Annotated in this window: 7 protein-coding genes and 1 pseudogene; 4 read left to right on the plus strand and 4 right to left on the minus strand. The window is 36.1% G+C overall.

Going from position 1 to position 8,187, the window contains the following annotated elements; translation table 11 throughout:
• The 4 genes from CYP54_RS02510 to CYP54_RS02525 form a co-directional block, all read right to left on the minus strand.
• The coding region (locus CYP54_RS02510) for a TniQ family protein (protein WP_103604083.1) at window positions 1-884 on the minus strand (884 nt) is incomplete at its 3' end.
• Window positions 885-928: 44 nt separating this feature from the next.
• Window positions 929-1,822, minus strand: a complete 894-nt coding sequence (locus CYP54_RS02515; RefSeq protein WP_103604084.1) for a TniB family NTP-binding protein — start codon at window positions 1,820-1,822, stop codon at window positions 929-931.
• A 12-nt stretch (window positions 1,823-1,834) separates the two neighbouring features.
• A complete protein-coding gene (locus CYP54_RS02520; RefSeq protein ID WP_103559942.1) occupies window positions 1,835-3,733 on the minus strand; it encodes a TnsB C-terminal domain-containing protein in 1,899 nt (632 codons plus the stop codon).
• Entirely contained in the window at window positions 3,726-4,370 is a 645-nt protein-coding gene (locus CYP54_RS02525) for a TnsA endonuclease N-terminal domain-containing protein (RefSeq protein WP_103559941.1), read from the minus strand. Before CYP54_RS02525 ends, CYP54_RS02520 begins: the two co-directional genes overlap by 8 nt.
• Before the next feature lie 312 nt (window positions 4,371-4,682).
• Between CYP54_RS02525 and CYP54_RS02530 the strand changes: the two are divergent.
• The 4 genes and pseudogenes from CYP54_RS02530 to CYP54_RS02545 all read left to right on the plus strand — a co-directional run.
• Window positions 4,683-5,318: pseudogene (locus tag CYP54_RS02530) on the plus strand (ATP-binding protein); the annotation flags it as partial.
• Between the two features lies 1 nt (window position 5,319).
• A complete protein-coding gene (locus CYP54_RS02535; RefSeq protein ID WP_103604085.1) occupies window positions 5,320-6,723 on the plus strand; it encodes an NAD(P)H-hydrate dehydratase in 1,404 nt (467 codons plus the stop codon).
• Entirely contained in the window at window positions 6,705-7,292 is a 588-nt protein-coding gene (purN, locus tag CYP54_RS02540; protein WP_103604086.1) for a phosphoribosylglycinamide formyltransferase, read from the plus strand. Before CYP54_RS02535 ends, purN begins: the two co-directional genes overlap by 19 nt.
• Window positions 7,285-8,007 (plus strand): TerC family protein, encoded by a 723-nt coding sequence (locus CYP54_RS02545; protein WP_103604087.1) that lies wholly within the window; start codon window positions 7,285-7,287, stop codon window positions 8,005-8,007. Before purN ends, CYP54_RS02545 begins: the two co-directional genes overlap by 8 nt.
• Window positions 8,008-8,187: the final 180 nt, after the last annotated feature.

Consider the following 8,187-nt stretch of genomic DNA (forward strand, 5'->3'; position numbering starts at 1 on the left):
ATGTGATTATTTTGAATAAAATCTTTAAAATTTGAATCTGATTGAATCAAAAAACAAGAGCCGGAATACAGTAGATACTGTTCTTCTATGGTTATAAAGTCCTCATAGCATTTATTTTTAGTTGTAGTATTAAATTTTATGACATCTCCTAATATTTCGTGCTCAAATACGCCATCTGTTTTTCTCCATAAATAAATCATTTTATTAATCTGTTTTAAAAAATGAAAAAAATCGATTGACGCTACTTTTTTTCCGAATTTTATACCGTAGCCCTCACTTAGTATTTGTAGCAAACATTCTACTGCTTTAAGCCCGTAAGAAAGTTTATTTATAGTATGAGCAGGTGCCGTTTTAAGATCGGTGCCACATTTATAGCAAAAAGTAAAGTCTCTTTCGTTGTAATGCTTATAAATTACTAGTGGAGAGCCACATGTAGGACATCTGCTGTGCAGAAAACAGCCGTGCTTGATGCATGCTGTATAAAAAGAAAGTCTCCATATCTTTCTAAAGTAGGGGACCATATCCTCCTTTAGGCATTTGGGACAAAATCTTAATCCACCGTTTCTTTTTATATGGCAATAGTTTCCAAGAGGCTGTATAAAGCGAGTTCTGGTTCTACCATTAATATGTTCTTGTAGTTTTCCTTCATAGCTTTTTAATGTCATATCTAGAATTTGCTCCTTTGATAAATGACTTTTTTCTGAGAGTCGCTTCATAAGATCTTGAGGGCACCATATATCCAAATCCCTTTGCCAGATAATATTTCTTGCATATTCTCTAAAATGCATGTTAGTAAAAGATGTAGCTGCCGTATCGTTTGCTAGAGCTACTCTTACTAGCCATGACGATAGTAATTCGTCGTCTTGAGGCTTTGGATGAATCACAAAGTCCCTATCGTTTAAATTTATAAATCTAGTAACATGGCTTATCATATTTCTATAAAATCAGCAATATTTTTTCTCATAGAAGGGCGCACAAAATTAGATTTTTTAAGTGTTTCCATGGTAATGCTTTCGATTTTTTGCTCTATGGCATATTGAGCAGCTAAATTTATTAAATCTATAATTTCTCCTATATACCCTTCAGAGTAGTCTAAAATATAATTTGATATCTCTTTTGAGGTGGCCATATTTGATTGTTTTCTTAGAGGGAGAGTTTTTTCTATGCTTGCCAGTAAGGATAAAAAAGCTCTATCATATTTCCATTTTGGTACAACCAGTGGCGGAAATCGATTGCTTATTTGCGAATCTGTATTTATAGCATGTAACGCATCGGCAGTGCCTACCAATATGATGGGTATCATTAACTCGTTGCTAAGATTTTTTAATGCCACCATAAAGGCTTTTTGTTTTTGTACGGGTGCCACTATAATATTGTGTATTTCATCAATTATAAGCATATTAGTGCGGCATAGTAAAAATATCCCCTCAACCTTTTCTTTCTTTTTTGTGGCTCTGTCTGTGTTTTTATATGGAACCCCTAGCTTGTGCAAAATACTTCCATATAGGTCTGATGGATTGGAGCTTTCGGGAGCGCTCACCGCTATTACTGGTGTTATTTTGACATTTTCATCATCATATGGCATATGGCTTCTAATAAATTTATTTACGATAGACGTTTTTCCGTTGTTGGTTCCGCCAACAATAAGCCTGCCTTTCATTCTATTTTTTTTGGGATGCTTAAGATGAAATTCTAATTCTTTTAGAATTTCTTTGGCAATTGGGTATAAAAACCACTTCTCGTTTAACATAAAAGCAATTCTTTCTTCATCTGTAAGCAATAATGCATCTTGTGCTTGTTGAATTAAATGTTGGTTTTCCATAGGTTGTTGCCTTTATAAAATCTCTATATCATCGAAAGGCTCAACATCTTTATATAAATCAGATAAAGATATGTCATTTTCAGCATCAGATGAGGCATTTGACTTAGATTTGGTCTTTGGTATATTATCAAATTTCCTTTTCGTATCTCTATGTTTTTGTGCGGAGTGCTTCCTTCTTATACTTTTTACTTTTTGCGCAGAATCTTTTTCGATTTGTTTCATTTTTTCATATGCCGAAAAGATAGTCACTTCATCGTATCCAGTTACATTGTTGTCGTCAAGATATTTTTTGATAGCCCTTAAATCCCAGACTGATATTGGAGGATAGGATATATTCCTAAAAGGAATTGGATAATACTCCTTTATTTCAGGATCATAAAACCAAATTGTACTTATATCTCTTAGGTCTCTTTTGAAAATAAATTTTCTAGCTTTCTTGTCTTTATCTTTGGCTCTAATCCATCTTCTTAAGGCATCTGCATAGTATTGAATGCTATCTATTTTAATTCCAGATTGCTGGATTGTGCGTTCAATAGTAGGTAGTAGCGAAATTTTAAATTTATCTTCATCAGCAATTCTTTCAGGCAGGCCTCTACCCAAGGATGTTTTGCCATCGCCGAATATTCCTATCTCGTATTTATGCTCTGGAGTACAATTTATGCCGCTATGTATCTGTTTGTGGTAAACATTTATGATGTATTCGGTAAGCCATTTTTCAAGAGACTTGAGCGTCATAGTGGCATATTTTTCGGATTTATATTCTCCTCTTTGCTGAATATTTGAAAAAGTGGTGCCAGGCAGAGTGTGTACTTCTCTCATAGCGGTACCTATAATCCTTTCTATGTGACCACCAAACTGCGGTCTTGCAACAGGTCTCCAATTTAACTCTATGCCGTAGTGCTCACAAACCCTTTGCAAATCCTTTCCTCTAAATTCTGCCGCATTATCGAGTCCTATTGTTTTAGGAATCCCCCAAATATTCCATTCGCCATCGACTTCTAGGCTTCTTAAATATTTCTCTTTTGATAGCATTGCTTGTGTAAGGCATTGTGAGACTGAAAAATAACTAGGTTCATCTAGGCTTATAAAAAACCCCATGACCATTCTACTATAAATATCCATCGCTATGGTCAAATATGGTCTTCCTATAGGCTGTCCGTACACTTCATCTACAACAATAATATCCATTGGGGTATGGTCGATTTGTATAAAATCAAGCGGATATTTTCCTGCTGGAAACATACCATCTGTATTTCTATATTTTCTGTCGGCCATTCTAGCGCTTTCTCTTCGTTTAAGAACTTCCTTGTCCGACAGCGACTGGATTCTGGAGCGTACCGTGTTTTCGCTAGGCGGCTTAATTTTTGCATTTTTACATCTTTGGACTATCGCCATATATGTCTTTTTTGATGAATATTTCTGTTTCGAGAGATATAGCTCCTCAATTGTTTTTTTAATTATCAATTCCACCTCTTCAACTGTTCTAAGACGTCCTCTGCCTCCCTTGGCTTGATTTTTTGGGGCTATAGAAGCTAGAAGATTGCCTGAGTTTTTGTATGCTTCAAGCCACCTATAAATTGTACTTGGGTGCAAGTTATATTCAGCAGCCCTTTGCTTGATGGCCTTAATTCTATTGGTGACTACACCCAAGATAGGCTTTATAATTTCTAGTCTTTTGTTGGCTTCGTCCCAGTCATTTGAACTTAGTTCTAAGGGGTTGATGTCTTGTTGATTATCTTCTTGATTGGAAATTTGAGACTCTTTTGTCATTTCTTGAATAGGGAGAATAGCTTTTTCTCCAGTTGAAATATTCTGTGCCATGATTTCTTGAAAGTTAATTTGTCTAACAACTATATATTCTACATTGTTATAAAAAATATGCATGCCTATAGCATATTGCACCTTATTCATCGCAGATCCTTATTGGAGTATTAAAATTTATAGGCTTATACATATCTATTTTGAGCTTTGAAGAAAAAACTAAATACCAAATATAGGGAATGAATTCTGCTTGTCTTAGCCTATTGTCGCTAATTTGGTTTAAAATATATGCAAGTGTTTTTCCTGAATATTTTTTACACAAGTTAAATGCGTCTTTGACCGCATTGGTGCTCTGAAGATTAGCATATGTGTAGATTAGTTTTGCATTCTCAAGATATATTGGATCTATATCTAGTTCTGTAAATATTTTAAAATTCATATCATTTTCATACAGATATTGTTCAATTTGAAAGAATTTTGCATCGAGAAAAACTTTCTTTTCTTTAAGCTCTTCGCTAAATTTGATTTCAAATACGCATGGAAGCTTATTAAAATTTGGATAGTATTGTACTAGACAATCAGGGGTATATCTGTAAATTGAATTTCTATAGGCATATTGTGTTGTAAGCGGTTGTTCCTCATAGGATTGCACTTCATGATTAAATTCTAAAAGTAAGTAAAAGTCTCTTTCGAGCAAAGATTCATAGGAGATAGGCGACTTGTTTTTCAGACTCTGAAATATTCCGGTGGATGAGCGATAGTTTTTTGGAATTTTTCGTACTGACATAGCTACCTTTTTATTAATTTACTTTAGATCTAGTGAAATTAATTGTTTTCTATATCTCAATTATATTTTTTAAAATACTATACATGTATTATACCGCCTTTAAAACTTTTTAGCAACTTTTATTGAATTTTTATAATATTTTAGCAACTTTTATTGAACTATTCGCAACTTTTATTGAATTTCTAGTAGCTTGTTTTTAATTTTAAAAAATAGTAAAATAGTATCAATTTAACTGAAAATAGGGCAATGATTTTACATAATGCATTTCTCAATCGCTTTTATTCATTCGCAACTTTTATTGAATCTTACAGTGGCTCAAATGTCGCAAAGATCGGTGAAATCGCACTTGCAAATGGCGGAGTACTTTTTTTTGACGAGTTTCCTCACTTTTCAAAGCAGGTGATAGAAAGCCTAAGAGAGCCACTAGAGGACAACCAAATCCATATCGCAAGAGTGAATTCAAAAGTGACTTATGAGACTAAATTTATCTTCGTAGCCGCTCAAAATCCATGTCCTTGTGGAAATTTATTCTCTCGCAATCTAAATTGCAAATGTAGCGAAAATGAGATAAAAAACTACAAATCAAGAATTTCAGCTCCAGTGCTCGACCGCATTGATTTAAAAGTTGCTATGGACGAGAGTTCGCCAAATGACAGGTCGAGTTTGAGTTCACAGCAGATGAGCGATATGGTTTTAAAAGCCTTTATCTTTCAAAAAAAGCGCGATCAAGATGAGCTAAATGGCAAACTAAATGACGCACAAGTAGAAAAATTTTGTCTATTAGATAATGAAGCAAGAGAAATTTTACAAAAGGCGGCCTCGAGGTACAATCTTTCTCAAAGAGGCATAAAAAGAACACTTAGAGTGGCTAGAAGCATCGCTGATCTTGATGAGAGCGAGCAAATTTTAAAGCCCCATATCTTAGAGGCGCTTAGTTTTAGGGCATAGAATGAAAAATTTATATTTAGACACGAGAGTTTTAGACGAGAGGGCGAGCGAGAAAATTAAACTTAGCGAAGAGCTTTTAATGGAAAATGCAGCCGCAGCCGTAGCAAATTTTATCCGTAAGAAATTTAAAAAAGGTATGAGGGTACTAGGCATTTGCGGTGGTGGAAATAACGGTGCTGACGTGCTTTGCACTTTAAGGATGCTAGAGGGAGAGTTTGAGTGCGAATTTATCCTGGTTAGCCAAAATTTAAAGCCACTTGCGAGCAAGCAGCTTGAACGTGCAAAACTAGCTAATGTGCACGAAAGCCATGATATAGACATTAGTTTAAAAGAAACGAACTGTGTCATAGATGGACTTTTTGGCTCTGGTTTAAATAGAAATTTAGACGAAAAGCACATAGAGCTCATCTCAAAAATAAACACCAGCCTCGCTTACATCATCGCTTGTGATGTACCAAGCGGGCTAAGTAGCGATGGCAAGGTGCTTGGCTCTTGCGTAAAAGCAGACATCACGATCACGATGGGAGCTAGAAAGCTTGGGCTTTATAGCGATGCGGCGAAAGACTTTGTTGGCAAGATAAAGGTCGCTGATCTTGGCATAAGCGCGCAAAACTACGAATGCGAGAGTGACTATCACCTGCTTGAAAAACGCGACCTTATACTTCCAAATAGAAAAAATCAGTGCGTAAATAAGGGCGACTTTGGCCACGCATTTATCATATCTGGCGAGCACATAGGAGCTAGCAAACTTTGCGCAAAGGCGGCATTTACCTTTGGGGCTGGGCTAGTTAGCGTGATAGCCGAGCAGGGTTTAAATTTACCAACACATATCATGCAAGTAAGTAAGATAAGCGAGAAAATGAACGCTGGGGCCGTTGGCATGGGACTTGGCAAAAAGGGCGTAGAAGAGCTTGAGGTGCAAAATTTAAAGGGCAAAAAGCTTGTGCTTGATGCTGATATCTTTTATAGCCCAAAAGTGCTTGACCTGCTAAGCGGAAACTGCGTCTTGACGCCTCATCCAAAGGAGTTTTGCTCGCTTTTAAAAATTTGCAAAATGGCCGATATAGATGTGCAAACCTTACAGGAAAACAGACACGCTTACGCTAAGGCTTGGAGCGAGAAATTTAATGCTGTGCTCGTGTTAAAAGGCGCAAATACAATAATCGCTAAAGGCGGGCAAATTTACATCATGACTTATGGTAAAAATATACTTGCAAAGGGTGGCAGTGGTGACGTGCTAAGCGGACTCGTGCTAGCACTTTTAGCTCAAGGCTACGATCCACTGGATGCTGCCATCTCGGCTACACTAGCTCATGCACTAAGCCTTAAAAATTTCAAAAAAAGTAGCTATGCGCTTAGCCCAACAGACATTATAAAAGGAGTAAAATGCTTACGAAAAAGATAGCCGTACTTTTTAGCGGTAGTGGCTCAAATTTAGAAGCGATACTTAAAAAAGTTCATAATCAAATTTTTAACGGCGTAAGGATCGAAGTTCGCCTTTGTATCTGTAATAAGCCAGGTGCATACGGTATAGAGCGTGCTAAGAAATTTGGGCTTGATACGACGATAATAGAGAGTGCCAAATTTGCAAATAGAGAAGAATTTGACGCTGCAGTTGTGGAGCAAATTTTAAAAAGCGGCGCTGAACTAACAGTGCTTGCTGGGTTTATGAGGATATTAACTTCTGTTTTTACATCAAAGATAAAAGCCATAAATTTACATCCTTCTATACTGCCACTTTTTAAAGGTGCTCATGCGATAAAGGAGAGCTTTGAGAGCGAGATGATGCTTGGTGGAGTTAGCGTGCACTACGTGAGCGAGGAGCTTGACGGAGGTAAACTCATTGCACAAAGAGCGTTTGAAAGAGAAGATGGTATGAGCTTAGAGGATTGGGAGAGCAAAATCCATGCGATAGAGCATGAAATTTTGCCTGAGAGCATAATAAAAATTTTAACAAAGGAAGCAAATGTTTGAATGGTTTAGTTCGCCAGAAGCGTGGGTATCACTACTTACATTAACTGGCTTAGAGATAGTTTTAGGCATAGATAATATTATATTTATCGCTATTTTAGTGGGTAAACTACCGCCAGAGCAGCGCGGTAGTGGTAGGATCGTTGGCCTGGGGCTAGCTATGGTGACTAGAATTTTACTTTTACTTTCATTGTTTTGGATCATGAAGCTAACAAAGCCACTCTTTACTATCGCAGAATTTAGCATAAGCGGCCGAGATTTGGTGCTTATACTAGGTGGTCTATTTTTACTTGTAAAATCAACCCTTGAAATACATTCTAGCGTTTCTGGCGAAAGTGAAGAGCATAAAAACAACACAAAATCACATACAAATTTCTTGGTTATTGTAAGTGAAATAGCTGTTTTGGATATTGTTTTTTCTCTTGATAGTGTTATCACGGCCGTTGGAATGGCTGAGCATATAGAGATAATGATCATAGCTGTTATTTTAGCAGTTGGTGTAATGATGATAGCGTCAAAAGGTATTTCTAATTTTGTAGATAATAACCCGACTATAAAAATTTTAGCACTTGCATTTTTGGTGCTTGTGGGCATGACGCTCGTTGCTGAAGGATTAGGATTTCATATTCCAAAGGGATATATCTATTTTGCGATGGCATTTTCATTGGCAGTGGAAAGTATAAATATTTATGCTAAAAAGAAAGTGTTAGCTAAATAATATTTTTACGATGATGAAAAAGCTAATGACATGATGGATAAAATGTTAATCATATTATTAGCCTATCAAGTGATTTTTGTTTGTGGAATTTTAAGTAAGCAATTTTATAAAAATTCTAGCCCAAAAAGATAAATCTGTATAAATTTAAAAGAAAATTTTGCTAAGTATGAAAGGCATAAT

It is taken from the genome of Campylobacter concisus, assembly GCF_002914005.1.
In the GTDB taxonomy this organism is placed as follows: Bacteria; Campylobacterota; Campylobacteria; order Campylobacterales; family Campylobacteraceae; genus Campylobacter_A; species Campylobacter_A concisus_N.

Coding starts and splice junctions, on each gene's coding strand:
- CYP54_RS02515 (WP_103604084.1), bottom strand. CDS start 1,822: ATGGAAAACCAACATTTAATTCAACAAGCACAAGATGCATTATTGCTT.
- CYP54_RS02520 (WP_103559942.1), bottom strand. CDS start 3,733: ATGAATAAGGTGCAATATGCTATAGGCATGCATATTTTTTATAACAAT.
- CYP54_RS02525 (WP_103559941.1), bottom strand. CDS start 4,370: ATGTCAGTACGAAAAATTCCAAAAAACTATCGCTCATCCACCGGAATA.
- CYP54_RS02535 (WP_103604085.1), top strand. CDS start 5,320: ATGAAAAATTTATATTTAGACACGAGAGTTTTAGACGAGAGGGCGAGC.
- purN (WP_103604086.1), top strand. CDS start 6,705: ATGCTTACGAAAAAGATAGCCGTACTTTTTAGCGGTAGTGGCTCAAAT.
- CYP54_RS02545 (WP_103604087.1), top strand. CDS start 7,285: ATGTTTGAATGGTTTAGTTCGCCAGAAGCGTGGGTATCACTACTTACA.